This is a genomic window from Kineosporia mesophila (assembly GCF_021129235.1).
Lineage (GTDB): Bacteria > Actinomycetota > Actinomycetes > Actinomycetales > Kineosporiaceae > Kineosporia > Kineosporia mesophila.
The window spans coordinates 50,513-75,263 of sequence record NZ_JAJOMA010000031.1 but is presented as its reverse complement, the minus strand read 5'-3'; the positions used below and the strand labels follow the sequence as shown (position 1 = coordinate 75,263).

At 69.5% G+C, this 24,751-nt stretch carries 24 protein-coding genes and 1 pseudogene; 7 read left to right on the top strand and 18 right to left on the bottom strand.

The genetic code is table 11. From position 1 onward, the window contains the following. Nucleotides 1–57: 57 nt before the first annotated feature. From LR393_RS30905 to LR393_RS30865, 9 genes are all read right to left on the bottom strand, one after another. The gene (locus tag LR393_RS30905) at nt 58–558 is read right to left on the bottom strand and encodes a cupin domain-containing protein (RefSeq protein ID WP_231488708.1); all 501 of its coding nucleotides are present in this window, start codon (nt 556–558) and stop codon (nt 58–60) included. A 27-nt stretch (nt 559–585) separates the two neighbouring features. Next, on the bottom strand, nt 586–1,530 hold the full coding sequence (locus LR393_RS30900) for an NADP-dependent oxidoreductase (RefSeq protein ID WP_231488707.1): 945 nt from the start codon (nt 1,528–1,530) through the stop codon (nt 586–588). A 64-nt stretch (nt 1,531–1,594) separates the two neighbouring features. Then, nucleotides 1,595–2,449, bottom strand: a complete 855-nt coding sequence (locus tag LR393_RS30895; protein WP_231488706.1) for a helix-turn-helix domain-containing protein — start codon at nt 2,447–2,449, stop codon at nt 1,595–1,597. 56 nt (nt 2,450–2,505) lie between these two features. Next, nucleotides 2,506–3,372, bottom strand: coding sequence for a mycofactocin-coupled SDR family oxidoreductase (locus LR393_RS30890; protein ID WP_231488705.1), 867 nt, complete (start codon nt 3,370–3,372; stop codon nt 2,506–2,508). A gap of 164 nt (nt 3,373–3,536) precedes the next feature. Next, complete coding sequence (locus LR393_RS30885) at nt 3,537–4,520, bottom strand: ABC transporter ATP-binding protein (protein WP_231488703.1); 984 nt, start codon at nt 4,518–4,520, stop codon at nt 3,537–3,539. After that, nucleotides 4,510–5,511: an ABC transporter ATP-binding protein gene (locus LR393_RS30880; RefSeq protein ID WP_231488701.1), complete on the bottom strand. Its 1,002-nt coding sequence runs from the start codon at nt 5,509–5,511 to the stop codon at nt 4,510–4,512. Before LR393_RS30880 ends, LR393_RS30885 begins: the two co-directional genes overlap by 11 nt. After that, entirely contained in the window at nt 5,508–7,067 is a 1,560-nt protein-coding gene (locus LR393_RS30875) for an ABC transporter substrate-binding protein (RefSeq protein WP_231488699.1), read from the bottom strand. Before LR393_RS30875 ends, LR393_RS30880 begins: the two co-directional genes overlap by 4 nt. A 64-nt stretch (nt 7,068–7,131) precedes the next feature. Next, nucleotides 7,132–7,947, bottom strand: a complete 816-nt coding sequence (locus LR393_RS30870; protein ID WP_231488697.1) for an ABC transporter permease — start codon at nt 7,945–7,947, stop codon at nt 7,132–7,134. Nucleotides 7,948–8,006: 59 nt separating this feature from the next. After that, entirely contained in the window at nt 8,007–8,960 is a 954-nt protein-coding gene (locus tag LR393_RS30865) for an ABC transporter permease (protein ID WP_231488695.1), read from the bottom strand. A gap of 199 nt (nt 8,961–9,159) precedes the next feature. Here LR393_RS30865 and LR393_RS30860 point away from each other — a divergent pair, with 199 nt between their 5' ends. The 3 genes from LR393_RS30860 to LR393_RS30850 are packed head-to-tail and all read left to right on the top strand — an operon-like array spanning nt 9,160 to nt 11,869. Further along, the gene (locus LR393_RS30860) at nt 9,160–10,386 is read left to right on the top strand and encodes an NAD(P)/FAD-dependent oxidoreductase (protein WP_231488693.1); all 1,227 of its coding nucleotides are present in this window, start codon (nt 9,160–9,162) and stop codon (nt 10,384–10,386) included. Beyond that, nucleotides 10,383–10,577 (top strand): ferredoxin, encoded by a 195-nt coding sequence (locus LR393_RS30855; RefSeq protein ID WP_231488691.1) that lies wholly within the window; start codon nt 10,383–10,385, stop codon nt 10,575–10,577. Before LR393_RS30860 ends, LR393_RS30855 begins: the two co-directional genes overlap by 4 nt. A gap of 56 nt (nt 10,578–10,633) precedes the next feature. Beyond that, the gene (locus LR393_RS30850; protein WP_231488690.1) at nt 10,634–11,869 is read left to right on the top strand and encodes a cytochrome P450; all 1,236 of its coding nucleotides are present in this window, start codon (nt 10,634–10,636) and stop codon (nt 11,867–11,869) included. Nucleotides 11,870–11,922: 53 nt separating this feature from the next. Here the strand turns inward: LR393_RS30850 and LR393_RS30845 are convergent. From LR393_RS30845 to LR393_RS30815, 7 genes and pseudogenes are all read right to left on the bottom strand, one after another. Beyond that, nucleotides 11,923–12,384, bottom strand: a pseudogene (locus LR393_RS30845) (cytochrome P450); the annotation flags it as partial. Nucleotides 12,385–12,429: 45 nt separating this feature from the next. Further along, the gene (locus LR393_RS30840; protein WP_231488687.1) at nt 12,430–13,101 is read right to left on the bottom strand and encodes a hypothetical protein; all 672 of its coding nucleotides are present in this window, start codon (nt 13,099–13,101) and stop codon (nt 12,430–12,432) included. Next, nucleotides 13,098–15,104, bottom strand: coding sequence for an alpha-ketoacid dehydrogenase subunit alpha/beta (locus tag LR393_RS30835; RefSeq protein ID WP_231488686.1), 2,007 nt, complete (start codon nt 15,102–15,104; stop codon nt 13,098–13,100). Before LR393_RS30835 ends, LR393_RS30840 begins: the two co-directional genes overlap by 4 nt. Continuing rightward, nucleotides 15,101–16,648 (bottom strand): acyl-CoA synthetase, encoded by a 1,548-nt coding sequence (locus LR393_RS30830; protein ID WP_231488684.1) that lies wholly within the window; start codon nt 16,646–16,648, stop codon nt 15,101–15,103. Before LR393_RS30830 ends, LR393_RS30835 begins: the two co-directional genes overlap by 4 nt. 37 nt (nt 16,649–16,685) lie before the next feature. Continuing rightward, complete coding sequence (locus LR393_RS30825) at nt 16,686–17,846, bottom strand: acyl-CoA dehydrogenase family protein (protein WP_231488682.1); 1,161 nt, start codon at nt 17,844–17,846, stop codon at nt 16,686–16,688. Continuing rightward, nucleotides 17,846–18,898, bottom strand: a complete 1,053-nt coding sequence (locus LR393_RS30820; RefSeq protein WP_231488680.1) for a zinc-binding dehydrogenase — start codon at nt 18,896–18,898, stop codon at nt 17,846–17,848. The genes LR393_RS30825 and LR393_RS30820 overlap by 1 nt, the downstream gene beginning before the upstream one ends. A gap of 89 nt (nt 18,899–18,987) precedes the next feature. Beyond that, the gene (locus LR393_RS30815) at nt 18,988–19,740 is read right to left on the bottom strand and encodes an SDR family NAD(P)-dependent oxidoreductase (protein WP_231488678.1); all 753 of its coding nucleotides are present in this window, start codon (nt 19,738–19,740) and stop codon (nt 18,988–18,990) included. Between the two features lie 112 nt (nt 19,741–19,852). Between LR393_RS30815 and LR393_RS30810 the strand changes: the two genes are divergently transcribed. Beyond that, entirely contained in the window at nt 19,853–20,647 is a 795-nt protein-coding gene (locus LR393_RS30810; protein ID WP_231488677.1) for an enoyl-CoA hydratase/isomerase family protein, read from the top strand. A gap of 88 nt (nt 20,648–20,735) precedes the next feature. After that, nucleotides 20,736–21,662: an SDR family NAD(P)-dependent oxidoreductase gene (locus LR393_RS30805; RefSeq protein WP_231488675.1), complete on the top strand. Its 927-nt coding sequence runs from the start codon at nt 20,736–20,738 to the stop codon at nt 21,660–21,662. A gap of 51 nt (nt 21,663–21,713) precedes the next feature. On the opposite strand, the gene LR393_RS30800 is transcribed toward LR393_RS30805, so the two are convergent. Together LR393_RS30800 and LR393_RS30795 are read right to left on the bottom strand one after the other, a co-directional pair. After that, nucleotides 21,714–22,403 carry a TetR/AcrR family transcriptional regulator gene (locus LR393_RS30800; RefSeq protein WP_231488673.1) on the bottom strand — a complete coding sequence of 230 codons (690 nt, stop codon included), beginning with the start codon at nt 22,401–22,403 and terminating at the stop codon, nt 21,714–21,716. 241 nt (nt 22,404–22,644) lie between these two features. After that, nucleotides 22,645–23,688, bottom strand: a complete 1,044-nt coding sequence (locus LR393_RS30795) for a cyclase family protein (RefSeq protein WP_231488672.1) — start codon at nt 23,686–23,688, stop codon at nt 22,645–22,647. Between the two features lie 183 nt (nt 23,689–23,871). On the opposite strand from LR393_RS30795, the gene LR393_RS30790 reads away from it, so the two are divergent. Both LR393_RS30790 and LR393_RS30785 read left to right on the top strand, forming a co-directional pair. Continuing rightward, the gene (locus LR393_RS30790) at nt 23,872–24,258 is read left to right on the top strand and encodes a nuclear transport factor 2 family protein (protein ID WP_231488671.1); all 387 of its coding nucleotides are present in this window, start codon (nt 23,872–23,874) and stop codon (nt 24,256–24,258) included. A gap of 44 nt (nt 24,259–24,302) precedes the next feature. Next, nucleotides 24,303–24,710 carry a nuclear transport factor 2 family protein gene (locus LR393_RS30785; protein WP_231488670.1) on the top strand — a complete coding sequence of 136 codons (408 nt, stop codon included), beginning with the start codon at nt 24,303–24,305 and terminating at the stop codon, nt 24,708–24,710. Nucleotides 24,711–24,751: the final 41 nt, after the last annotated feature.

Here is a 24,751-nt window from a genome sequence, read left to right as displayed (position 1 = left end):
TGTGACGAGCAACGCACGTGGACAGGAGCTCCTGCACCGGGGGACGAGGTGACTGGGTCAGAGGAAAACGCTGCGGTAGGTGTCGGCGAGTTCCGCCGCCCGGCGGCGTCGTTCCAGGGCCTCGTCCTGCGACAGCTCCGGGGCCGGGGCGTCCGGGCCGGCGATGACGTCACCGATCTTCAGGAAGTACTCGTCCTGACCGGCCGGGGTGCACAGGCACAGCATGCGGGCCGGGGCACCGGAGACGTTGCGGAAGTTGTGCGGGGCGTTGGCCGGGATGTTCACCGAGGTACCGGCCCGGGCCACGTGCTTCTCGCCGCGGAAGGTGAACTCGATCTCGCCCTGAAGGATTGTGAACAGTTCCTCGAAGTCGTGGCGGTGCGGCGGTGGCCCGCCACCGTCGGGCACGCGCATGTCGATCAGGCAGTACTGCCCGTTCGTCTGCTCCCCCGTGATCAGCATGCCGTAGGTGTTACCGACCAGCGAGACGTAGGTCGTGCCGGGGTCGTCGGGGTTCGCCACGGTCAGCGAACGGGACGGGTCGTCGTCGGGAATCATCGGGTTCTCCTGGGAAGTCGGCCGGGATCAGGCGGTGGGCGCAAGGACGATGGTCTTGCCGGCCAGTTCACCCGCACCGGCCTGGGCGTGCAGGGCGGGCAGGTCGGCCAGGGCCACCCGGCGGGCGACCTCGACGTGCAGCTCACCGGTGCTGACGCGGGCGGCCAGGTCGGCGAGCTGGTCGGCGTCGCTGCGCACGAACAGGTTGATGCCGTGCACGCCGCGCTGCTCGTCGGAGGGGGCGGGCATCCAGACGGTGGTGTTGACCAGGGTGCCGCCGTCGCGGATCAGCGGAACCAGGGCGGCCAGCTGCTCGGGGGTGACGGGGGCCAGATTGAGGACGAGGTCGACTGTTTCGGTGACGGCTGCGGTCACGTCGGTGGCGGTGTGGTCAATGACCTCGTCGGCGCCTGCGTCCTTGACCGGCTGGGCGGTGCGCGGGCTGGCCGTCGCGATCACGTGGGCGCGGGCCTCCTTGGCCAGCTGCACGGCGTACCCGCCGACCGCTCCCCCGGCGCCGTTGATCAGCACCCGCTGACCGGCACTGAGCTTGCCGTGCTCGAACAGGGCCTGCCAGGCGGTCAGGCCCACCAGCGGCAGCGCGGCCGCGTCGGCCAGCGGGATGTTCCTGGGCGCCCCGGTGAGGATCTCCGCCGGCGCGATCACGTACTGCGCGGCCGCGCCGGTCCCGGTCATCGGCAGGAAACCGATGACCGCCTCACCGACCGCGAGGTCGTCCACTCCCTCACCGAGCGCGTCCACCGTGCCGGCGACGTCGATGCCGGGGGTGTGGGGCAGCTCGACGGGGATCGGACCCTGCATGTAGCCGGCCCGGATGTTGGCCTCGACACCGTTGAACGAGGTCGCGGCGACCCGGATGCGGACCTGACCGGCGCCGGGGGTGGGCTGCTCGACGTCCTCGTAGCGCAGGACCTCGGGGCCGCCGAACTCGTGGAAACGCACTACCTTCATCGCTGTACCTGCTTTTCATGAGTGCTGCCGGGGACGTCACTCAACTTCGCAGGATCCGGCGCGGTTATCCTGGGCCGGGTTGGCCCACCCTGATGATCGAGGGCTCTCCGGCCGCGTCGACGAGCTCGGCCAGACGCGCCGCGTCGGTCGAGCGGGGGGCCGCGGTGAGCATGAGGGCCGCCAGGTCGTCGCCCGGGATGGCCAGCAGGTTGCCCACGAGGGTGACGGCATCACCGTCCGGGTGGACGAACGCGGCGCTGCTCTCGTAGGCCGCGACCGGCCGCGGGGTGCGCCACAGGATGTCGAACAGGCCGCTGCGGGTGCGCATCTCGTCCACGAGCGCGGCCAGCGACGTGTCGGTGGGGTAGCGCAGTACTGCGGCCTTCAGGCGGGCCACCAGGACCGCCTCATGATCGGTCGCGTCTGCCGAGGACTGCTTGAATCCGTCGAACGGATCGCAGAACGTGCGCCAGGCGACGTTCCACTCCCACGGGTCGCCGGTCAGGTCCCAGTGCCCCAGCGCCAGGAAGGCGTTGTTCACCGCGACCAGGTTCATTGCCGCGTCGGAGACGAACATCGGGGTGTCGGAGAACCGCTCCAGCAAGCGCATCGCGCCCGGACCGATCTCGGTCGGCACCTGTCCGTCGGCCGCGGCGTACCCGGCCAGCGCGCAGAGCCGCTCGTACTCGCCCCGCCCGACCCGCAACGCCCGGGCGATGGCGTTGACCACGCCCGCCGAGGGATGGCTGCGCCCCTGCTCAAGGCGCCGTACGTAGTCGGCCGACATGCCCGCGAGCTCACCGAGCTCTTCGCGCCGCAACCCCCGCACCCGCCGGCGCCCGACCGCCAGCCCCAGCGCCTGTGCGTCCGTACTTTCCCGCAACTGGCGCACCGCAGCGCCGAACTCGTGACGTTCCACGGTCCGAGTGTGCCCGGGATGTTTCGGACAGCCAAGACGGTGAGGCCGGTCCTCGGTCAGGAGGGGGCACCGGAGGTCAGGTACGGCAGCAACCCACCCGCGTCCACCCGCAGCTGGGCGCCGGTGACGTACCGGGCAGCGTCGGAGGCGAGGAACAGGACGGCTTCGGAGATGTCGTGGGGATCCAGCGTGTGCACCGGTAGTTTGTGCATGGACCCGAAGGCCGCCTGAACGTCCTCGTGGGTGGGCTCTTCCAGGTCCGGGCGGAACAGCTTGTACATCGCCTCGTTCTGGAGCATGGGCGTGTCGATGTTGCCTGGGTGCACGGCGTTGACCCGGATCGAATGGGGCGCCAGTGTCAGGGCCAGGGTGTGCACGAGCCGCGCGACCGTCTGCTTCGCGAAACCGTAACCGCCGGCGCCTGGACCGGCAGCGGGGCTGTCCATCGTGCCGGGCATCAGGGCCGCCATCGATCCGATACACACGATCGAGGCGCCTTCACTCAGGTGTGGGAATGTCACCTGGAGCGTGTTGACGACACCGCTCAGGTTGGTGCCGACCGTGTCGAACCACGCCATCATCGGGATGTCCGGGCCGATCGGGCTGATGCCCGCGTTGGTGATCACCACATCGAGGTGGCCGAGGTCGGCGACAGCCGCGTCCACCACCGATGCCAGAGCCGCACGGTCACGGACGTCGGCGACCCCCGACACGATGCGCCGGTCCAGGCCCTCGACCAGCCGGACGGTTTCGGCCAGGTCCGCCTCGGTGGCCATCGCGTAGTTCACCGTCTCGATCTGCGCGCAGAGATCGATCGCCACGATGTCGGCGCCCTCCTGCGCCAGTCGCAGCGCGTGGCTGCGGCCCTGCCCCCTCGCTGCGCCGGTCACCAGGGCAACCTTGCCGTCCATCCGTCCCGCCATGAGGATCTCCCTTGATCGCCTTCGACGTCCCGGAGCACCGTGATCGCCGATTATCGTGTTTCACGCCCGGTGTACCAGCCGCCGGCCCGGATACGGACGAGACATCCTCCCCAGCAGCACATTCGGTCGTGTTCGGCTGATTCGTCCGACCCGGCCCCGTCTGGTCAGGTCAGGGGGAAGTGACAGGCCGCGAACTGCCCACGCCGCACCTCCCGCATGACCGGTTCCTCCAACGAGCAGCGGTCCTGGGCCGTCGGGCAACGCGAACGGAAGCGGCAGCCGGTGGGCGGCTCCAGCGGGGACGGCAGGTCCCCACCCAGAGCCGGTCCGGCGAACCCCTGGTCCGGGTCGGTCAGGGGAACGGAATCCAGCAGTGCCCGGGTGTAGGGGTGCGCCGGCTGGTCGTACACCTCCACCGCGTCCCCGAACTCGCAGACCTTGCCCAGATACATGACCAGAACGTTGTCGCTGACGGCCCGGACCACCCCGAGGTCGTGCGCGATGAAGACGACGGTGAGGTCGAACTCCTGCTTGAGACGCTCGATCAGGTTCAGGATCTGAGCCTGCACCGACACGTCGAGCGCCGAGACCGGTTCGTCGCAGATCAGCAGACGTGGCGACAGAGCCAGGGCCCGCCCGATCGCAACCCGCTGGGCCTGACCGCCCGACAACTGCCGCGCCACCAGGCCCGCGAACCGGACGCCCGGCAGCCCGACCTGTGCCAGCACCTCCTGCGCCGCCGTCTCCCGCTCGCGGGCCGCAACGCCCTTGATCGTGAGCCCCTCCACCACGAGGTCTTTCACGGCCCGGCGAGGATTCAGCGAGGCGACCGGGTCCTGGAAGATCATTTGCATCTCCCGGCGCAGTTCCCGCATGCGTCGTTCCGGCACCGACTCGATCCACTCACCGGCATAACAGATGCGGCCGGCCGCGATCGGGTCCAGGCGCAGGACGGCTCGGCCCGTGGTGGATTTGCCGCACCCCGACTCCCCCACGATGCCCAGCGTCTCGCCCTTTCCGACATCGAAACTGATGCCATCCACCGCCTTGAACGTTCCTCCCCGCATCCGGTACTCCACCTGCAGGCCCTCGACCCGTAGCAGGCTGTCCCCCTCAGCGCGCAGGTGAGCGGTTCCGCTACCGGCCAACGAGCTCACCTCCGGGAGCCACCGACACCGGGTTCAGGCAGGCAACCTCATGGTCGTCGCCCACCCGGACCAGATCCGGCCCGGGACGGGTGCAACCGGGCACCGTGAACTCGCAACGGGGCGAGAACCGGCAGCCGGGCGGGGGGTCGACCGGTGATGCCATCGCACCGGGAATCAGGTTCAGCGGCGTGTGCCGCCGGTGATCGACCGTGGGGGTGGCGCCGAGCAGCGCCTGCGTGTAGCGGTGCTGTGGCGCCCGGAACACCTCCCGGGTGGCGCCCACCTCGGCCAGCCGCCCGGCGTACATGACACTCACCCGGTCGGTGCGCCCGGCCACCACCGCCAGGTCGTGACTGATCAGCATCAGGGCGGTCCCGTGCGAGGTCTGGACCCGGCGCAACAGGTCGAGGACCTGCCGCTGGATCGTCACGTCCAGGGCGGTGGTCGGCTCGTCGGCGATCAGCAATTCCGGCCCGCAGGTCAGGGCCATGGCGATCATCACCCGCTGGCGCATGCCTCCGGACAGTTCGTGCGGGTAGTTACGCAGCCGGCGCTCCGGATCGGGGACGCCGACCTCCGTGAGCAGGCGCAGCGCACTCTCGTGCGCCGAGGTCCGGGAGAGCCCGAGATGACGGCGCATGCCCTCGGTCAGTTGCCGTTCGATCCGCACGACCGGGTTCAGCGACCGCCCCGGGTCCTGGAAGATCATCGCGATGCGCCTGCCCCACACCTGCTCGCGCTGTCTGCGCCCGAGGGTGAGCAGGTCGACGCCGTCGAAGAGGACCTGCCCGGTGGACCGGGCGTGGGCGGGCAGCAGGCCCATGACGGCCCTGGCCATGACCGATTTACCCGACCCGGACTCGCCCACGACCCCCAGCGCCTGGCCCCGGCCGATGTCGAGGTCCACGCCGTCGACCGCCCGGACCACCCCACGGGACGTGGGGATGTAGGTGTGCAGACCGCGCACCTGCAGCAAAGGCTCGCCGGTCACGGCTGGATCCAGAGGTTCTCGGGCAGGACCGACCCGAACCCGTACTGGGTGATACCGCCGACGTCCCTGGCTGCCAGCACCGATGGAGACGCCCGGGTGTAGAAGATCACCGGTACCAGCTCGGCCAGCCGCTCCTGGACCGACCGATAGGCCGCTGTGCGCTCGGCATCGTCGTGCGCGGTCCGGCCCTGATCCAGCGACGCGTTCAGCCGGGGATCGTCGATGCCGCTGTAGTTGCCGCTCGAGCGGCCGTTGAGGCCGAACCAGAGCCGGGGCTCGGGATCGCCGAAGGTCACTGAGCTGGTGATCACGTCGTAGTCCTTCTTCGCCATGATCGTGCCGTACTGGGCCAGGTCGATGGTGCCGACCTTGACCTGCACGTTCGAGAACTGGCTCAGCTGGGTCTGGATGCTGTTCCCCAGGGCCGAGCTTCCCGGGAAGAGCGAGACGGCGAATGACACCGGCCGGCCTTCGGCGGCGAGCTCGTCGAACAGCTTCTGGGCCTGTGCGGGGTCGTTCTTCTGGAGCGGGATGTCCTGGTAGAACGTCGAGCTCTTGTCGAAGAGGGTGTCCGGGACCCGGCCGGTGCCGTTGAAGACCGCGTCGTTGACGGTGTCGAGGTTGAGCGCGGCCGCGAGCGCCTGCCGGGCCCGCACATCGTCAAAGGGTGGTTTGCGGGTGTTCAGCACCAGGGCGATGCCGCCGCCGAAGTCGAGGGTCTGGTTCTGGAAACCGTTGTGCTGCGCGTTGTCGACGTTCTGCCACTGTCCTTCCATCGCCAGGTCGGCCCCGCCGCTGAGCAGGGTGTTCCAGCGCTGGTCGGGGTCGATCACGGCGCGGATCTCGAGGGCGTCCAGGTTGACGTGCTCGGTGTCCCAGTAGCCGGGGTTCTTCTTCAGTTTGATGACGTCCTGGCGGGACCACTGCTCGAGTGTGTAGGCGCCTGCGCCGACCGGTGCGGTGTCGATCGTTCCGGACTGCAGGCTCTGCGGTCGGGCGACCCAGTTCAGGCTGGTCTGCAGCACGGCGTTGGCGAACCGCGGTACCGCATCGGTGAGTTCGATCCTCAGTGTGCTGTCGTCGGTTGCCGTCACCTTCTTGATCAGTGCGGCCTGGGGCAGGTCGGGGCTGTTGGTGTTCGGGTCCTTGACGTGTTCCCAGGCGAACTTCACCGCCGCGGCGGTGAAGTGTGTTCCGTCGGAGAACTTGACTCCGGGGCGGAGTTTCAGGGTGAAGGTTGTCCCTCCGTCGTCGGTGGTCAGGCTCTGGGCGATCCGGTAGCCGATCTCTCCGGTCTTCGGGTTGTCCACCAGCAGTTCTCCGTAGAGGGCGTTGCCCAGGATCGGCGAGTTGGCGTACGAGTTGGCGATCACCGCCGGGTCGAGGCTGCGGGGTTCGGCGTCCTCGATGATGCGAGCGGTGCCTCCCTTCACCGCCTCGCCCTGCGGGGCCTGCGCCTGAGAGTCGGCCGCGTCGCTGCCGCCGGCGCAGGCACCGAGCAGAAGACCCGCGGACAGGACGCTCGCCGCGGCAAGGGTTCTGGGATTTCTTGGCATGACTGCACCTTTCGTGTGTTCGACGTTGAACAGCGCGAGCGGTTCCGAAGGTTCAGCCGGCGTCCTACAGCGTGCGGTCGAACCGCAGGCGCAGGTGGTCACCGACCTGATTGAGCGAGAAGACGGTGAGGAAGATGACGGTCGCCGGCACGAGCACCAGGTGCGGCGACGTGGCCAGCGCACTCTTGCCCTCGTTGATCATCCCGCCCCAGCTGGGCCGTGGCGGTGGGACGCCCAGGCCCAGGAAGCTGAGGGAGCCTTCGGCGACGATCAGCGCGGCCACCACGACCGGCAGGAATGATCCGAGGGCCGGCAGCAGGTTGGGCAGCACCTCCCGGGTCATGATCCGGGCACTGCCCGCTCCCATGTTCCTCGCCGCCCGCACGAACTCGCGGGAGGACCAGGAGATGGCCTGGGCGCGCGAGAGACGGACGAAGTTGGGAACGGTCACCAGGGTGAGCCCGATCAGGATGACCTCGATGCTCGGGGTCAGCACGGCGGAGAGGGCGATCAGGAGGATCAGGGGCGGGAAGGCCAGCAGGGCATCGGTGATCAGGCTGATGAGCCGGTCGACCCGTCCCCGCAGGTATCCGCCCAGCAGCCCCAGTACGGTTCCGGCGGCGAGGCCGGCCAGCCCGGCCCCGGTGCCCACCAGCAGGGACACCCGGGCCCCGTGGATACAGCGGGACAGCAGGGACCGGCCGAAGCTGTCCGTACCCAGGAGCAGGTCCACCGAGCCCGGTCCGGGGCTCAGCCGGGAGGCACCGGCGGGAACGGAGTAGCCGGCGATCGGCAGCCAGGGGGCCAGCACCGCCAGGGCGATCACCAGGGCGAGCCAGGCATAGGCGGCCCCAACCAGAACCGGGCGACGCTTGCGCACGGGCCGGAGGATCGGCGCGGCGAAAGGACTTCTGGGCCGTGGCGGTGATGTGCTCAGGTTCATGCCCGCGCCGCCTTTCGTACCCGTGGATCGAGGAATCCGTAGCTGATGTCGACGAGCATGTTGACCACGACGTAGGTGACGGCGACGAAGACCACCACCCCCTGCACGGTGATGACGTCCCGCGCGGTGATGGATGCCGAGACCAGCTGTCCCAGTCCTGGCAGCCCGAAGAGGATCTCGACGACCACCGTGCCCCCGATCAAACGGCCGAGACTGATACCGGCGAGGGTGACGAGTGAGAACGACGACGGCCGCAGGGCGTGCCGGAACATCACGTAGCCACGGGGCATCCCTTTGGCCCGGGCCGCCGCCACGTAGTCCTCGCGGAGTGTCCCGATCAGATCAGTGCGCAGGAGCCGATGGAAAGACGCGATCTCGGTCAGCGAGACCGCCAGCGCGGGCAGCAGGGCGCTGCGCAGGTTGGCCCCCAGCCCGTCCTCGATGTGCGCCCAGCCGGACACCGGGAACCAGCCGGCCTTGAGCGCGAAAAGGTAGATGAGCACCGGCCCGGCGATGAACGCCGGCACGGCCAGGAACGCCGAGGAGACCGCGTTGATCACGCGGTCCAGCCAGATGCCCGGGGCGGCTGCGGAGAGCACGGCCAGCAGAACGGCAAGGCTCACCGACAGGGTCAGGGCCAGGAGCGAGAGCTCCAGAGTGACCGGTAGCCGGTCGAGGATCGCCTGGGTGACGTCCTGCCCGGTCAGGGGCGAGGTGCCCAGGTCACCGCCGAGCGCCCGACCCAGCCAGTTCCCGTACTGGCGCCAAAGTGGTTGATCAAGACCAAGTTCGGTGTTCATCGCGGCTACCGCCGCCGGAGTCGCGTTCTCCCCGAGGATCACGGTGGCGACCGATCCCGGCGCGAGGCTGAGCAACCCCACCGCGGTGACCGAGACCAGGATGACGACGAGCAGGCTGTGCCCGGCCCGTCTCAGGATGCTGACCGTCATGGCCTTCCCCCAGACCTGTCCGTGACGGCCGGAACGCCTGAGGGCGTTCGCACCTCGCTGTGCGGGTCATCACATCGCGGAACTTAAACCAAGCGGTCGGTACAAGACAAGGCGTTGACTGTACCGACCGCTCGGTCTAATTTTGCTGTGTGAACGGAGCTCTATCGATGACGAAAATGCTCTTGGCCGAGAGGCCTTCATGTCCGGAGCGAGTGTGATCGCCATTCCGGAACGGATCCTGGTGGTGGGTGCATCCGCCGCCGGTCTGGCCTGCGTCGAGGCCCTGCGGCGCCAGGGGTACACCGGCCGGATCACGGTGGTGGGTGACGAGGTACATCCGCCCTACGACCGGCCGCCCCTGTCCAAGCAGATCCTCTCCGGTGTCTGGCCACCGGAGCGCTCAACGTTGCGTTCCCGGGAGGTACTGGCGGGCCTGGACGCGGAACTCGTGCTCGGCGACGCCGCCGTGGACCTCGACGTGCCGGGACGCGCGGTGCGGACCACCTCCGGCGCCACCCACACCGCGCAGGTGATCATCGTGGCCACCGGCGCCCGGGCCCGTTCTCTGCCGGGGAGCGACGGCCTGGAGCGGGTACACCGATTACGCACCCTCGACCACGCGCTGGCACTGCGCACCGACCTACTGGCCGCGCAGCGGGTGGTCGTGGTCGGCGAGGGCGTCCTGGGCTCCGAGATCACCGCGACAGCAACCCAGCTCGGGCTCCACACCACCATGACCGGCCCGCTGACCGCCCCGATGGCGCTCCAGGTCGGCCCGATGGTCTCCGCCCTGCTGGCCGAACGGCACCGGGCCCACGGGGTGAACCTGCGCCTGGGGATCGGGGTGGCCGCACTGGAGGGCGAGAACGGGCGGGTGCGGTCCGTGCGGCTGCTCGACGGCCAGGAGCTTGCGGCCGACGTCGTGGTGGAGGCCGTCGGCGCCGTCCCCAACACCGACTGGCTCCAGGACAGTGGCCTGCCCCTGGAGAACGGACTGGTGTGCGACTCCCGCTGCCGGGCCGCGGAGGGCATCTACGCGGTCGGGGACGTCGCCCGTTTCCGGCACGAACAGCTGGGCCGGCTGGTCCGGCTCGAGAACCGCACGAACGCCACCGAGCAGGCCACCGCCGTCGCCCGGGTCGTCCTGGGTCACGACGAGCCCTACCTGCCCGTGCCGTACTTCTGGAGCGACCAGTTCGACGTGAAGATCCAGGTCTACGGGATGATCGCCGCTGACGCCGAGGCCGAGGTCGTCGAGGGCTCCGTATCGGCAGGACGATTCGTCGTCCGGTATCACATCGACGGCCGGGTCGCCGGCGTCCTGGGCTGGAACATGCCCAAGCAGGCGCGTCTTCGGCGACAAGAGATCGTCGACGCCCTGAACCAGTCCCCCACCCGTTCCCGGTCCGAAGAGGTGTCCCGATGAAGGTTGTCATCGACGAGGAGAAGTGTGTCGCGGCCGGTCAGTGCGTCGCTGCCGCGGTGGACGTGTTCGACCAGCGCGACGAGGACGGCGTGGTGGTCCTGCTGAACGCGACCCCGCCGGCAGAGCTGGAGGACGACGTCCGCCAGGCGGCCGCCGTGTGCCCCGCCCTGGCCATCACGATCGTCGACTGACCATCGCTGACAGCTCTGCTCCCGGACGACGAAGCCCGACGACAGGAGAGACGATCATGACCGAGGACCAGGCCGGAACGCCCGTGCCGCTGCCCACGTACCCCACGCCACGCGACCCGCAGGCACCGTTCGCCCCGCCCCCGGACCTGCTGCGCCTGCACGGCGGCGGCTGCCCCGTGCAGAAGGCGGTGACCTGGGACGAATCCACGCCCTGGCTGGTCACCAGCCATGCCGCCCAGCGTCAGGTCCTCACCGATCCCCGCCTGAGCGCGAACATCGGCACGCCGGGGTACCCGCACACGACCCAGGCCATGAAGGAGCACGCCGGGCACTTCCCGGTCTCCATCAACAGTGCCGACGGGCCCGAGCACGCCCGGTTCCGCCGATCCCTGACGAACTCCTTCACCCGGGGCCGGATGGCGAAGCTGCGCCCGGAGATCCAGAGAATCACCGACGAGATCGTCGACGAGCTCCTGGCCGGCCCGAAACCGGCTGACCTGAACGAGAAACTGTCACTGGCCCTGCCCTCGCTGATGATCTGTGAGCTGCTCGGTGTGCCCTACGAGGACCACCCGTTCTTCCAGGAGCACGCCGGCGTCACCAACGCCCGGTTCAAGACCGCCGAGGAGTCGGCGGCCACGATGCAGGCCCTTCAGGAGTACATCGGAGGCCTGATCGAAGCCAAGATCAAGAACCCGGGTGAGGACGTTCTCAGCGACCTGGGCGAGAAGGTCGCCTCCGGGTCGCTCACGCTGGACGAGGCCAAGACCCTCGGGCACATCCTGCTGGTGGCCGGTCACGACACCAGCGCCAACATGATCACCCTGGGCGTTGCGCTCCTCCTGCAGAACCCGGATCAGCTCGAGCTGATGCGCCGTCACGCCGACGACGACAAGTTCGTCATGGGGGCGGTGGAGGAACTGCTGCGCTACCTCACCATTCCCCATCTCCTGGCCCGCCGGGTGGCGGTCGAGGACATCGAAATCGAGGGGCAGCAGATCAAGGCCGGCGACGGGGTGATCCTGCCGCTGCCGGCGGCCAACTGGGACCCGGCGGCCTTCCCCGAGCCCGAGCGCCTCGAACTGACCCGCAAGGCCGCTCATCACCACGCCTTCGGCTGGGGACCGCACCAGTGCGTGGGTCAGCAGCTGGCCCGCATCGAGCTACAGGTGGTGTACAGCACCATCTTCCGCCGGATCCCGACCCTCGCCCTGGCCGTCGACCCGAGCGAGCTCAGGTTCAAGGAAGACTCCCAGGCCTACGGAATCTACGAGCTTCCCGTGACCTGGTAATCCTGCTGGATCCACTGGGGGGGCAGTGGGCCCGGGCCCACTGCCCCCCGACATCACCAGGTGATCGGCAGTTCGTGAATGCCGTAAGCCTGCGAGTCCTCCGTGAACTGCAGATCCTGCGGATCGCAGGCCAGGGCCAGGTCAGGGAGGCGCCGGAACAACGTGCTGAAGACGACCTGCGGCTCGATCCGGGCCAGTTGCTGACCCACACACTGGTGAGGTCCCCATCCGAAGGCCAGATGCCCCGACGCCCTGCGCGTCAGGTCCAGCCGGCCCGGATCGGGGAAGACGGCCGGATCCCCGTTGGCCGCCGGCAGCGCGGTGATGACGCCCTCACCGGCCCTGATTCGCTGCCCCTCGATCTCGACGTCCTCGATCGCCACCCGTCGGGCCAGCAGATGCGGGATCGACAGGTACCGCAGCAACTCCTCGACCGCCCCGGCGACGAACTTCTCGTCGTCCGAACGGCGCCGCAGCAGGTCGAGCTGATCCGGGTGCTGCAGCAGCAGCGCGGTCCGGCGGAGGTCATCCGCCGGGGCCGACTCCTGATCCAGGTCCCGTCAACGGAGACGGGACAACGCGGACGCCGCCGACTCCAGTGCCCTCACCACGGCGCCGGCCTGACCGGCGGCGTCCGCCACCTCGAACGCCAGCCGCACGAGAGTGCGCCGGGTGATGACCATTCCGTCGTCGCTGTCCCCGGGCCGGATCACGGCCTCGGCCGGCCCGATCGTCACCACCCCCCAGCCACCCGCGCCCCAGTCTCCGGCCGGGCGCACAGCCCGCTCGCCCAGATCCACGACGGTCAGGGTTCCGGCGAGCGCGGGTTCAAGACCGGGACCGAGAGCGTCGAGGGCCGCCGCCACGGCCGAGCCGTTCCTGAGCCAGACCTCGTCCAGGTGCTCCCCGACGAGCCCGTCGTGCGACCAGCGGGCCAGCCGCACTCCGTTCCGGTCGCCGATCAGGCCCTCCCGGCGACCGGCAGCCAGCAGGGCGACGACCAGGTCGGCCACCAGCGCCGCACGGCGTGAACCGGCCGCCGACCGGGTCACGTCCACATCGATCTCGCACCGGAAGGGGGTGACCGCGGCCGCGCGAGACCCTGGAGCCGGTGCGGTGCGCGGCCCGGACAGCGCCTGCTCCTGCGCCTGCTCATGGGGGTGGGGGTGGATGTACCCGGCAGGCGGGCTCTGGGGTTGCTCGGAGGCCAGGGGGGCCCGCTGGATCCTCATCGGGGACCGACCTCCGCCAGGCGCCGCAGCGCATCCGCGACGACCACCCGGTCCGGCAGCCAGGCCTTCTCCAGCGACGGCGAGTAGGGCACCGGCATGGCGGGTGGGGCGATCCGTACCACCGGGGCGTCCAGGTGCCAGAAACCCTCGTTGGCGGCCAGCGCCGCGATCTCCGCACCGACCCCGAAGTCCTGCACCCCCTCGTGGGCGACCATCAGCCTGCGGGTCTTCTTCAGCGAGGTCAGGATCGTGTCCCGGTCCAGGGGCGAGATGGTTCGCAGGTCGACGACCTCGACGTCGATGCCGTCACCGGCGACCTCTTCCGCCGCGGCGACGACCTCCTGGAGCATCCGGGAGTAAGTGACCACGGTGATGTCCCGGCCCGGGCGCACGATCCGGGCCCGGCCGAGCGGGATGATGTAGTCGGCCTGCGGACGGGCGTCCTTCAGACCGTACTGGAGCCGGTTCTCGACGAAGACGACCGGGTTGGGGCTCTGGATCGCGGCCCGCAGCAGCCCGTACGCCTCCACCGGGCCGGAGGGCATCACCACGGTCAGCCCGGGGATGTGGGCCAGCATCGCCTCCAGGCTCTGGGAGTGCTGGCTGCCGGAGGAGCGGCCGGCGCCGAACTGGGTGCGGACGACCAGGGGCAGTGCGGCCCGGCCCCCGGTCATGAACCGCAGCTTGGCCGCCTGGTTCATCAGGGCGTCCAGGCAGACCCCGATGAAGTCCATGTACATGATCTCGACGACGGGCCGCATTCCCGCCATCGCGGCCCCGACGGCGCTGCCGACGATCGCCGACTCCGAGATGGGGGTGTCGAGCATCCGGCCGGGGAACTGCTCGGTCATGCCCCGGAACAGGGCGAAGACGTTCCCGCCCTCGCCGACGTCGATCCCGGCGGCGTAGACCCGCTCGTCGCGTTCCATCTCCAGGGTGAGCGCCTCACGTACGGCGTCCATCATCCGGAACCGTTCCCCCTGCTCGGGTTCCGGTTCCACCGGGTCCTCCTCCTCGACCCAGACGTGATCGAAGATCGTCGCCGGGTCGGGCAGGGGCGACCTGCGGGCCGCCTCGATCGCGGCCTCGACGTCGGCGGCGACCGATGCGTCCACGTCGTCCAGCGTCCCGGGCGGGGTGCCCAGTTCCGCGAGCCGGGCCCGGGCGATCAGGAGCGGGTCCCGGAGCTTCGCCTCGTCGAGTTCGTCGCTGGTGCGGTAACGGAGCGGGTCACCCTCGTAGTGCCCGTGCCAGCGGTAGGTGTCCGCCTCGACCAGCACCGGGCCCTCACCGCGGCGCAGGCCCTCCACCAGGCCGCCCATCAGCTCGGCGACGGCCACGACGTCGTTGCCGTCGACGGCTTCGTAACGGATCCCGTAGCCCGCGGCCCGGGCGGCGAGGCCCGCCCGGTGCTGGTCCTGCTCCCGGGAGAACTCCGAGTAGTGGTTGTTCTCGCAGAAGAACACCACCGGCAGGTCCCAGACCGCCGCCAGGTTGACCGACTCGTGGAACATGCCCTGGGCCACGGCTCCGTCACCGAAGAAGCCGACGGCCACTCCCCCGTCGCCGCGCAGTTTCGCCGCGGTGGCGGCACCGGTGACGATGGGCAGGCCGGCCCCGACGATGCCGTTGGCACCGAAGATGCCCAGACCCGGGTCGGCGATGTGCATGGAGCCGCCGCGCCCCTGGCAGGTACCGCCCTCGCGGCCCATCAGCTCGGCGAACATCGAGGTGAGGTCCAGGCCCTTGGCCAGGCAGTGTCCGTGGCCGCGGTGGGTGGAGGTGATGCCGTCGCTGCGGCGCAGGTTCCAGCACGCCCCGACGGCGGTGGCCTCCTGCCCGATCGACAGGTGCAGGAAGCCCGGGACCTCGCTCTGTGCGTACAGTCTCGACGCCGATTGCTCGAAGAGGCGGATCGTGACCATGCGGCGGTACATCTCGAGCAGGTCCTCGGCACTCACGGCGGCGGCCGCCGGCCCGGCCGGGTGTTCCAGAGTGCTCATGCGCGCGTCTCCCCGTTCCCCGGGTCGGTTCCGGTCTGTGGCATCGAGCGCAACTCCCTCTTCACGACCTTGCCCGAGGCGGTGCGTGGGAGCGCCTCGACGATCGTGACGTAGGCCGGGATCTTGAACCGGGCCAGCCGGCCGGTGCAGAACGCCGTGACGTCGGCGGGGGTCAGCACAGCTCCGGGGCGCAGGGCGACGAAGGCGTGCGGTACCTCTCCCCAGCGCTCGTCCGGGTGCCCGACGACGGCGACCTCGACGATGTCCGGGTGCTCGTACAGCACCCGCTCGACCTCCGGTGTGGCGATGTTCTCCCCACCCGAGACGATCATGTCCTTCTTGCGGTCCTCGATGTAGAGGAACCCGTCCTCGTCGAGCCGGCCGATGTCCCCGGTGCGGAACCAGCCGCCGACGAAAGCGTTCTCCGTGGCCGCCGGGTCCCGCCAGTACCTGGAGAAGACCTTCGGGCCACGCACCAGGATCTCCCCCACCGAACCCGGCGGCAGTTCGTCGCCGCGGTCGTCGGCAACCCGTACCCGGTGCTGGGCCAGGGGTTTGCCGACCGATCCGAGCTTGGCGTGCATGTACTCGCGGGGCAGGAAGGTGTCGCTGGAGACGGTCTCGGTGAGCCCGTAGGCGTCGGCGAACCAGACCCCGGGCAGGATGTCGAGGATCTGTTTGAGACGGGCCTCGGGCATCTTCTCCCCGCCGGACATGATCACCCGCAGCGAACTCAGGTCGGCCCCGGCGAGCGACGCATCCTGGAGCAGCGCGTTGACCATGGCCGGGGCCAGCCACACGGTCGTGGCCCGGTGCCGCTGGATCAGGCAGATCAGCCCCGGGGCGTCGAACCTCTTCTGCAGCAACAGGCTCCCGCCCACGTGCAGGGTGGTCAGGCCGCCCATGTCCAGGGCACCGACGTGGTAGAGCGGGCCGGCCACCGCGGTCACGTCCTGGTGCGTGAGCCCGAACTCGATGATCAGACCGAGGTTCTTGGCGAGCAGGTTGGCGTGAGTGATGCATACGCCCTTGGGACGTGACGTCGTGCCCGACGTGTACATCAGCCGCTGCAGAGCCGACCCGGGGACGTCCTCGACCGGAACCTCGCGTCCGTGGTGGGCACCGAGCACCTGCTCGTAGGGCTCCCACCCGGGCGGGGCCGGCTCACCCACCACAATCCGGGTGCGGATCGCCGGGAGGTCCGGGGCCAGGGGCACATACTCGGCACCGGCGATCAAGGCCACCGCCTCGCTGTTGCCCAGGATGTACTCCCACTCGGCCGGGGCCAGGCGCACGTTCAGCGGCAGGAAGGCGGCACCCAGACGGTTGACGGCATAGAGCGTCTCGAGGAACTCGACGCCGTTGGCGAGCAGCAGGGCCACGACGTCGCCGCGCCCCACGCCGGCGCCGCGCAGGGCTGCTGCCAGGGCGTTCACGCGGGCCAGGAGCTCAGTGTTCGTGCGGGTGGTCGCACCGTGGGTGAGCACCACCTTGTCGGGCCGGCGGTCGGCGTGGTGGTCGAGGGTGGACGCGAAATTCTCCACAGCTGGTCCTTCGTCGGATGGCCGGGTGAGCAGCGGGTCAGCGGGTCGGGGCGTCGAGGATCAGGCGGGAAATGATGTTGCGCTGGATCTCGCTGGTGCCCTCGCCGATCTCGAGAATCTTGGCGTCGGAGTAGAACCGGGCGATCCGGGACTCCCGCATCCAGCCGTACCCGCCGTGGATCTGGACGCTGGCGCTGGCCACCCGGTTGGCCACCTCCGAGGCGTAGAGTTTGGCCATGGCCGCCTCCTTGCGATGCGGCAGGCCCTCGTCGGCCAGCCAGGCGGCCCGGTAGACCAGCCAGCGGGCGGCCTCCACCTCGGTGGCCATGTCGGCGAGCTTGTGCCCGATCGCCTGAAAGGAGCTGATCGGGCGGCCGAACTGGTGCCGTTCCTTGGAATACTCCAGGCCCATCTCCAGCGCCGCCTGGGCCAGGGAGAGAGACAGGGCGGCCACGCTGATCCGGCCGGGATCCAGGGCCGACAGAAAGTGGGTCAGCCCGGCCCGGGGGTCACCGATCACGTGGTCGTCGCCGACGAAGCAGTCGGTGAAGGAGAGTTCGCGGGTGTCGAGCGCCCCCCAGCCGAGTTTCTTCAGCGGCTCCCCCAGTCCGTACCCAGCAGTGCCCGTCGGCACGAAGAAGGCGCCGAACTCCTTGCGCCCGGCCTCGGACACGCCCGTCTGGGCCAGGACGGTCACGCCGAGCGTCATCGCGGTGCCGGCGTTGCTGATGAACAGCTTGGCCCCGTTCAGGATCCAGCCGCCGTCCGCCCTGCGCGCCCGGGTGATGATGCCGGCGGCATCGGAGCCGGCGTCCGGTTCGGTGAGACCGAAGGCCGCCAGCTTCTGGCCCTCGGCCAGAGGCCGCAGCCACCGTTCCTTCTGCTCGTCGGTCCCGAACAACGCCAGCGGCAGAGAAGCGATGGTGGAGTGGGCGTTCCAGGCGGCCGCCACCGACTGGTCGGCCCGGCCCAGTTCCTCCATCACCGCCACGTAGGCCACGTGCCCGGCCTCGGCGCCGCCCCAGCGCTCGGGTAGCAGCATTCCCATCAGCCCGAGCCGGCCGAGCTGGTGGAATACCTCGACCGGGAACTCGTGCCGCTCGGACCAGCCGGCGGCGTGCGGGGCGATCTCCCGGTCGGCGAAGTCCCGCACCATCTTCTTCAGGGAGACGATCTCGGGGTCGAGCGAGAAGTCCATCACAGCTCCTGCGGGGTGATCAGCACCTTGATGTGCTGGTTGGGCTCAGCGAGTTCTTCGAGCGTCTGCACGCCCGCCGACAGGGGACGGGTGTCGCTGATCAGTGGCGAGGGGTCGATCTGCCCGGCGGCCATCAGGGCCAGCACCCGGGGGATGTCGAAGTTGTAGCCGAGTGATCCGGTGACGGTCCGCTCGAACAGCACGAGCTGTCGCAGATCGAGGCGGAGTTCGGCGGGAGAGATGCCCGCGATCGCGAGCGTGCCGCCCCGGCGAAGACTGCGCAGTCCCAGCTCGATCGCCTCCGGGCGCCCGGTGCCGTCGATGACCGTGTCCGGCCCGATCCGGCCGGTCGCGGCGAACAACTCACGCCGCACGTCGGTCCCGGTCGGATCGAGGACGCCGGTGGCCCCCAGTCCCAGAGCGACTTTCGCCCGCGCGGGATGGGGTTCGCTGACGAACACCTGCCCGGCGCCGCGCAGCCGTGCTCCGATGAGCGCGGCGAGGCCGATCGGGCCCGCTCCCAGGACGAGAACATTGTCGCCGGGCTCGACTCCGGCCCGCCCCGCGGCGTGCAGGCCGACCGCGAGTGGTTCGGCCAGGGCCGCGTGCTGGTCCGGGACACCGTCCGGCACGACGTGCAGCTGGATCAGTGGGACCCGCACGTAGCGGGCCAGCCCGCCGTCCGCGGCCAGACCGAGAGATCCGCCCTTGGCGCACACGTGGTAGTCGCCCCGCAGGCACCACCGGCAGTTGTTGCAGCGCAGGCACGGGTCGGTGACGACGCGCGTACCGACCGCGAGGTTCTTCTCGCCGATGTCGATCTCGGCGATCCGCCCGCTGAACTCGTGCCCCAGTGTGACCGGCGGGGCCTGACCGCCCAATGGATGCGGCCCGGACCTGATCATGACCGGGCCGTGAGCGTACTCGTGGACGTCGGTCCCGCACAGCCCGACGTGGGACACCTCGACGATCGCCGTTCCCGGCAGCAGCACCGGGCGGTCGATCTCCTCGAGTCGCACGTCGCGGGCGGCGTGCCAGCGCAGAGCCCTCATCGCGGTCCTCACGCTCCCTTGCGCAATTATTTCGACCGATCGGTACAACTGTGTCGGCTGATGGATGGAACCGCAATACCCCGGCGGGATCACATCAGCGAGTAGCCGCCGTCGACGGTGAGCGTGGTTCCGGTGACGTAGGCCGACGCCTCGGAGGCCAGGAACAGGAAGGCCCCGGCCAGGTCGCCCGAGTGCCCCCACCGGCCCAGGGCGGTGTGCCGGACGATGTCGCCCTCGAGCTCGGCGTCACGATGCCAGTGCGCCCCCAGACCTGTGTCGAACCAGCCCAGGGCCACCGCATTGGCCGTGATTGCGCGAGGTCCCACCTCCTGTGCCAAAGCCTTGACCAGGGCCTCGATCCCACTCTTGGATGCGGCGTAGGCCGACAGGCCCGCGCGGGGCCGGGACCCGAGCACCGATCCGGTGACGATGATCCGGCCGCCGGTCCCCATCACCGCCGCCCCGGCCCGGGCACCGAGGAAGGCCCCGGTCAGATTCACGTCGACGATCTGGCGCCAGGACTCCGGTTCCATCTCCACGACAGGCGAGACCTCCGGCGAGACAGCGGCGTTGCAGATCCACACGTCGACGCCACCGAACCGGTCCACCATCGCCTTGGCCACGGCCTCGTTGAACTCGGCGTCACGCACATCGCCCGGGAGCACCAGGGCCTCCCCGGACAGGCCGTCGGCCACGTCCTGCAGGGCCCCGGCGGAACGGGCCACCAGCCCCAGCCGGGCCCCGTTCTCGTCGAACGCCGAGGCCAGGATGCGCCCCAGACCGCGTCCGGCGCCGGTGATCACGACCCGGCGGCCGGCAAGATCGCCGTAGCGGCCGTTCATGCGCATCACTCTCCATCAGTACAGGCAGCGAGCCGCGGGCGATGGTCAGCTTTTCGACCGGTCGGTACATTAACATCCTGCCAGCTGCCGTGGCAGAAACGGAGGTCCTGCTGTGACGAAAACGCCCGAACCAGGAACTGTTCTCCTCGAACCCCATCCCGCGAGCGAACGACTTGCGGTGCTCAGCCTGAGCCGCCCACCGGTCAACGCCCTGGACCAGGGAATGTGGGACGCACTGCTCGAGGCCGGTCTCGCCCTGCACGCCGACGATCGGTACCGGGCCGTCGTGATCACCGGCGGGAAGCATCATTTCGCGGCCGGTGCGGACATCCAGCAGATGATCGGACTCACCCCCGATCAGTTCGGCCGACGCAACCGGATCCTGCAGAGAGCCTTCCACCTGATTGCCACGGCGCCGCAGATCTGCGTCGCGGCCATCAGCGGGTACGCCCTCGGCGGCGGCTTCGAACTGGCCCTGGCCGCCGACTTCCGGATCGGCGGGCCGGATGCGGTTCTCGGGCTTCCGGAGGTGACCCTGGGCATCATGCCCGGGTCCGGGGGCACCCAGCGCCTGCCCCAGGTGGTCGGCCTGACCCGGGCCAAGGATCTGATCCTGTCCGGACGCCACGTGGAGGCGCAGGAGGCCTTGCAGATGGGCCTGGTCGACCGGATAGCCCCCGACCCGTTCGAGACCGCCCTCGACCTGGCGCTGACGTTCGCCCGGGGCCCCCTCTCCCTTCGCCACGCCAAACGGGCTGTGCAGGCCGGGCTGGACCTTCCGATCGAGGACGGCCTGGCTCTGGAGGCCGAGGCGATCGAGTGGTGTTTCAGCAGCCGGGACGGTCAGGAGGGACTGTCCAGTTTCCTCCGTAACGGACCTGGCCAGGCCGCTTTCGGCCATGACTGAACCACCGTCGGACGTATTGATTGTATTGACCGATCGGTCTAACGTGTGCCCAACCCTGAGTCACAATGATGTACGACAGGAGTAAAGGATGAGCGAGTTCCGCTTCGACGACCGGGTCGCGGTCGTCACCGGTGCGGGCCGGGGACTGGGCCGGGCCTACGCGCACCTGCTGGCCGCCCGGGGCGCCCGGGTCGTCGTGAACGACCTCGGCGGCAGCATCGAGGGCGACGGCCAGGACACCGGGCCCGCCCAGGTCGTGGCCGACGAGATCGTCGCAGCCGGTGGCGAGGCAGTCGCCGACACCCATGACGTGTCCACCCCGGAAGGGGGCGAAGCCATCGTCGGGACCGCTCTGGACACCTTCGGGCGCGTCGACATCCTGGTGAACAACGCCGGCATCGTGCGGTACGGATCGCTTCCCGACATGCCTCTGGAAAACCTGGAACGGCATATCGCCGTACACCTCTACGGCACCTACAACACGACTCGCGCCGCCTGGCCGCACCTCCGGCGCCAGCGATACGGGCGGATCGTGCACACCACCTCCACCGGGCTCCTGGGCCTGGACAACAACCAGGCCTACGCAGCGGCCAAGGCCGGCACCATCGGCCTGGCCCGCAGCGCCCGGATCGCCGGTGAACCACACAACATCAAGGTCAACCTGATCGCACCCGCGGCCATGACCCGGATGGGCGGCGGCGACCCGCTCGGCGGTGACGACGCCCCGGCCCGACCGGGCGAGCCGCACCTGCCCGCCCGGGCCGTCGCGCCGATGGTGGCCTACCTCGCCCACGAGGACTGCCCGGTGAGCGGCGAGGTGTACATCGCGGGTGGAGGGCGTTTCGCCCGCCTGTTCATCGCCGCCACCGAGGGATATGTGCACACGGACGGGGATGCGACGGTCGAGGACGTCGCCGGCGCCTGGGAGACGATCAACGACGAGAAGGGCTACTACGTCCCGGACGGCCTGATGGCCTGGTCCGGATCCTTCCTGAAACACCAGTTCGGCGGGTGAGAGGGCGGGAGGACAGGCCCTGCACCCGTCCTCCCGCAGCCGGTGCGGTCCTCAGCTGCCGGCGGCCTTGCGGACCGCCTGCAGCCGGGTCCGCCCGAGCCGCAGTTCCTTGGTGGCCCCGGCCGGCTGCTGCCAGGCGTTCGTGATGCCGGTCAGGAAGATGTGGCAGTAGAACTGCGAGAGTTCCTCCACCTTCAGCGGTCGGCGGCCGCTGAGCCACTGGTAGGTGTAGTTGTGCAGGTTCAAAAAGGCGAGGGTGGTCAGTTCCATGTCCTTGACGTGGACGAGCCCCTGCTTGCGCCCCTGGGCGATCGTGACGTGGATGTGCTGCTCGAACCTCGAGCGCTTGTCCCGGAACAGTTCCCGGTACTCCCCCTGCATCTGGTGATACTCGTGCAGGAACACCCAGACGTGATCGTGCCGGTTGATGATCTGCCACAGGAGCGACTCCGACAGCAGCCGCAGCCGCACCTCGAAGCTCACGTCCAGCTCGGCGATCGCCGCGGCCTCGCTGAGCAGCGGATCCATGACCCGGTCGTGGATCTCCGCCAGCAGCGCTTCCTTCGAGCCGATGTAGTAGTAGAGGGCACCGCGGGCCAGGCCCGCGGCCTCGCCGATGTCGGCCACCCCGGTACTGGCGTAACCGTTCTTGGAGAACAGCTCGACGGCGACGTCGATGACTCTCTCGCGCTGGCGGTAGTAGCGCTCGGTCTTACCCCGTTCGGCGCCTGCTGCGGGCATGTCACCTCTCCTGATGTCCGGGTCCACCGCCACCCGGACGTCAGGAGGGTGCGTCCTGCGTGGTCGAGCGATACCAGCAAACTTCGGTGGTCACCGTACACGATCGGGTCAGCAGGGACGGCTGGAGCACCTCCCGTGACTCCCGTGACTCCCGTGACTCCCGTGACTCCCGTGACTCCCGTGACTCCCGTGATCAGGCACGGCCTCCCCGGGGGACCACACCTGGCCACGGGCGGGCGAGTCAGACGGTGGCGACCGGGGTCAGCGGGCTGCCCTGGGTGCCGGGCAGGCGCAGCGGCGGCGCCGTGAGCAGGAAACGGTTGCGTTGATGGGCCCGCAGCCAGTCGGCCAGGTCCTGGGTCCACCACAGTTCACCCAGCGGCACACCGAGTTTGAACAGGCAGAGGTGATGGATCGGCAGCAGCGTGTGCGGCTCGGGCGTGGGCGCCTGGAACCCCTCGACGGCGTAGTTGTCCGCAATCAGCGCCGACAGCTGGGAATCGATGATCCACTGCAGGATCTCGGGGTCCGAGGCGTCGAGATAGGGGTGCATCGCCATGATCTTCTGTGGGTCCGGGTTCTTCTCCCAGGCCATCACCTGACGGGTGAACCCGGTGTGCAGGACGACCATGTCCCCGGGCTCGACCACGACCTTGTCGGCCGCCATGATCTCGCGCAGGGTGGCGTAGTTCACCGGGGTCCAGTCGCTGCCGACGTGGTGCTCCAGGTCGATCAGCACACCCCGGCCCTGCACTCCGTGCGCCGCCATGTGCTCCAGCCCGAGGTGACGGGCGAAACTGGTGCTGCCGCTGCCGTCACCCTTGGCGTCCTCCTTGGGGCCGACGATGTCCTCGTGGGCCCGGAAGCCGTTGTAGTAGACCGGTTCCGCCTCGCCGTCGTCGTCGGCGTCGAAGAGCGCCCCCTGGTGGGCCAGGGCGTCCCACTGGGTGGAGTACTGGAGCCAGAGGGTGACCTGGTCGTCCGACCAGACGTCGACGAACGAGGGGTCGATCGACTCCTTGGCCACGACGTTGTAGAACGTGTCGGGCTTGTGCTGCAGGTCCTCGGTGGGGTGGGTGATCGGGGGGTACCGGCGCTGGTTCAGCGCGGACCCGCCCGGGTAGTCCAGGGGAATGCTGAGACCGAAAGCCTTGCCGGCCTTCACTTCCTGGACGCCCTGGAGCACTTTCTCCGGAGTGATGAGGTTGATCCGGCCCAGCTCGTCGTCCTCGCCCCAGTCGCCCCAGGTCGAGTCGGGCGGGCGTTTCTTCCACCGCTTCGTCACGGTCGCTCCTCCTTCATGGTCACCGTCGTCGTCGACGGCGCCGGGCGTGAGTGAATTCTTGTACCGACCGATCGAAAAGTTCAAGGGAGGCAGACCTCTTCCGTCGTACTTCTTTCGACTTCTAGACTGACCGGTCGAAACATAGTTTGTTCCGTGAGTCAGGGCCGACCCAGGAGAGAAGACATGGCCGATTCCCCCGAGGCCTCTGTACGCAACCTGATCGCCGCCCACATCCAGGCCCAGGACGAGGGCCGCGCCGGTGACATCGTGGCGCTCTACACCAAGGACGCCGTCCTGAAACTGCCCGGCGCCGAACCCGTCGAGGGCCACGACGCCCTGCTCGCCGCCTACGGCCAGTGGACGCCGACCCAGCCGCAGCTGCACCTGGGCGCCAACATCCACGTCACCGTCCTCAGCGACACCCGGGCCACCGCCCGGGCCGACGTCCTCTTCCTCCAGCGCACCGACAGCGGATGGGTCCCGCAGGTCCGCGGGCGGTACCAGGACGAGTACGCACTGGACGAGGGCCATTGGAAGATCCGCAGCCGCGTCACCAGCTTCGAGTCCTGATCCCCACCCGAATCGCCCGCCCGAGCCCACCAGCAGGAGACCTCATGCCCAAGACCCCCGGCACCCCCGTTCCGGCCGCAGTTGCCAGCGGCGTCCTGGCCGCCATCGCCGCCTACGCCCAGGCCCTCGACGAGAACCGCCCGGCCGACGTCGCCGGCCTGTTCGTCGCCGACGGTGTCTCCGAGATCGCCGGCCAGGGCACCTTCGAGGGCCGGTCCGCGATCGAGGCCGCCTACGCCGCCTGGCCGCCCGCCTCCCCACAGGTCCACCTGGTGACCAACACACTGATCACCGACTGGGACGAGAACACCGCCTCGGCCCGCAGCGACCTGGCCCTCACCACTCGCGGTGAAGCCGGTTTCGCCGTTGCGTTCGTGGGCCGTTACGAGGACACCCTCCGGCTCGACGACGGCGTGTGGCGATTCAGCCGCCGCGTGCTGCAGTTCCGCTGACCGGGCCGGAGCCCCCCCGGGGGGTCGGTGCGGCCTGTGCG

Coding starts and splice junctions, on each gene's coding strand:
- LR393_RS30905 (WP_231488708.1), bottom strand. CDS start 558: ATGATTCCCGACGACGACCCGTCCCGTTCGCTGACCGTGGCGAACCCC.
- LR393_RS30900 (WP_231488707.1), bottom strand. CDS start 1,530: ATGAAGGTAGTGCGTTTCCACGAGTTCGGCGGCCCCGAGGTCCTGCGC.
- LR393_RS30890 (WP_231488705.1), bottom strand. CDS start 3,372: ATGGCGGGACGGATGGACGGCAAGGTTGCCCTGGTGACCGGCGCAGCG.
- LR393_RS30875 (WP_231488699.1), bottom strand. CDS start 7,067: ATGCCAAGAAATCCCAGAACCCTTGCCGCGGCGAGCGTCCTGTCCGCG.
- LR393_RS30865 (WP_231488695.1), bottom strand. CDS start 8,960: ATGACGGTCAGCATCCTGAGACGGGCCGGGCACAGCCTGCTCGTCGTC.
- LR393_RS30860 (WP_231488693.1), top strand. CDS start 9,160: ATGTCCGGAGCGAGTGTGATCGCCATTCCGGAACGGATCCTGGTGGTG.
- LR393_RS30855 (WP_231488691.1), top strand. CDS start 10,383: ATGAAGGTTGTCATCGACGAGGAGAAGTGTGTCGCGGCCGGTCAGTGC.
- LR393_RS30850 (WP_231488690.1), top strand. CDS start 10,634: ATGACCGAGGACCAGGCCGGAACGCCCGTGCCGCTGCCCACGTACCCC.
- LR393_RS30840 (WP_231488687.1), bottom strand. CDS start 13,101: ATGAGGATCCAGCGGGCCCCCCTGGCCTCCGAGCAACCCCAGAGCCCG.
- LR393_RS30835 (WP_231488686.1), bottom strand. CDS start 15,104: ATGAGCACTCTGGAACACCCGGCCGGGCCGGCGGCCGCCGCCGTGAGT.
- LR393_RS30825 (WP_231488682.1), bottom strand. CDS start 17,846: ATGGACTTCTCGCTCGACCCCGAGATCGTCTCCCTGAAGAAGATGGTG.
- LR393_RS30820 (WP_231488680.1), bottom strand. CDS start 18,898: ATGAGGGCTCTGCGCTGGCACGCCGCCCGCGACGTGCGACTCGAGGAG.
- LR393_RS30815 (WP_231488678.1), bottom strand. CDS start 19,740: ATGAACGGCCGCTACGGCGATCTTGCCGGCCGCCGGGTCGTGATCACC.
- LR393_RS30805 (WP_231488675.1), top strand. CDS start 20,736: ATGAGCGAGTTCCGCTTCGACGACCGGGTCGCGGTCGTCACCGGTGCG.
- LR393_RS30800 (WP_231488673.1), bottom strand. CDS start 22,403: ATGCCCGCAGCAGGCGCCGAACGGGGTAAGACCGAGCGCTACTACCGC.
- LR393_RS30790 (WP_231488671.1), top strand. CDS start 23,872: ATGGCCGATTCCCCCGAGGCCTCTGTACGCAACCTGATCGCCGCCCAC.
- LR393_RS30785 (WP_231488670.1), top strand. CDS start 24,303: ATGCCCAAGACCCCCGGCACCCCCGTTCCGGCCGCAGTTGCCAGCGGC.